General features: G+C 75.7%; 1 protein-coding gene. It reads left to right on the plus strand.

Translation table 11 applies throughout. The annotated features are described in order from the left end of the window. The coding region (locus tag PINTE_RS21250) for a transglutaminase TgpA family protein (protein WP_068434589.1) at positions 1-1,667 on the plus strand (1,667 nt) is incomplete at both ends.

Genomic DNA, 1,667 nt, shown 5'->3' on the forward strand with positions numbered 1-1,667 from the left:
GGCGCGTCGCGGGCGGCGGGGCGGCGCTCGAGCGCGACGGCGCTGCTCGGGGTGTGCGCGATCGTCGTGTCACTGGGCGCCGCGGCGGTGCTGCCGCATCTGCCGGTCCGGTATCTGGCCGACGGCCTGGGCACCGGCGGGATCGGGGGCCGCGGCCAGGTCGGCTTCTCGCCGTCGACGCAGATGGTGCAGGACCTGCGCAGCACCCAGGGTCGCCCGATCCTGCACTACCGCACGGACGACCCGACCCCGCCTCCGCTGCGGGTCGCGGTGTCGTCGGTGTACCGCAACGGCGAGTGGGTGCCGGACGACGACGCCGAGGTGCCCAGCACGTCGCCGCGGCTGCGCTACCCGCTGGGATGGCAGCAGGAGGTGAGCCCGGCCGAGCAGCGGCAGATCGAGGTGACCGACAACCGGCTCGCGGCGCCCTATCTCGCGTCGCCGCCGGACGTCATCGAGGGCCGGGTGTACGACGCGCAGTGGGCGCAGGGGCGCACGACGGGTGTGCTGACCGTCGACTCGGTGCCCGGCCGCTACTCCCTGACCTATCTCGACATCACGCCGGAGCCGCGGGTGCTGCGCGACGAGGAACTGCAGGTGTATCCGCGCAGCGCGCAGGAAACCCTCGACGGCTCCGAGATCACGCCGCTGGTGTGGGATCTGGCGCAGCAGGTGACGGCCGACGCCGACGGGGCGTACGACCAGGCGATGGCGATCCAGGAGTGGTTGCGCTCCTCGGGCGGGTTCACGTACTCGCTCGAGCTGGCTCCCCCGCCGCCGGGGTTGACGGAAGAGGAGGCCAACGCCACGGCCGTCGACCGGTTCCTGGAGACCAAGCGCGGTTACTGCGTGCAGTTCACGACCGTGATGGTGCTCATGGCCCGCAGCCTGGGCATCCCCGCGCGCACGGCGACGGGGTTCCTGCCCGGCACCGAGGTCGACGGGGTCCGTGAGGTCGTGCCCTCCGACGCGCACGCCTGGCCGGAGCTGTACTTCGCCGGAGTCGGATGGCTGCGGTTCGAGCCGACCCCCGGCACCCGCAGCGGCACTCCCCCGGCGTACTCGGTGGCGCAGCCCGCGCAGGGCGAGGGCACGGCCTCCCCGACGGCGAGCGCGTCGGCGGCGTCCCCGAGCCCCACGGCCGCCGCCTCGACCCCGGCTCCGCAACGACCGGAGCGCGACCTCGACGCCCGGACCCCCGGCGAGCAGCCGGCGCAGGGCCGGTCGTGGTGGTGGGCCCTGCTCGCGCCCCTGGCGCTGCTGCTCGCGGCGGCGATCCTGCCGGTCGCGGCGTGGCGCTCCCGGCGGGCGCGGCTGGCCGTCGATCCAGGCCACGGCCGGCGCGGGCAGCGGGCGCACGGTGGCGCGGACGCCGATCGGGTCGAGGCGCACTGGGCGGAGCTGCTGGAGCGCGTCGGCGACCTCGGCGTCGCTGTCGACGCGGCCGACACCTTGACGCAGCAGCAGGAGTCGTTGCGGGCGGCCGCGGCGCTGCGCGAGGACGAGGCAGCTCAGGCGGACGGGGCCGATGAGGCGCTGGTCCGCCTCGTGGCGACCGTGCAGACCGCTCGCTACGCGCCCCCCGGCTCCCTGAGTCGGGAGGCGGTGCGGCGCGTGCCCGGCGATGCGCGGCTGGTGCGGCGGGCCGTTCTTCGCGCGAGCGACCG

This window comes from Piscicoccus intestinalis NBRC 104926 (assembly GCF_001515525.1).
Lineage (GTDB): Bacteria > Actinomycetota > Actinomycetes > Actinomycetales > Dermatophilaceae > Kineosphaera > Kineosphaera intestinalis.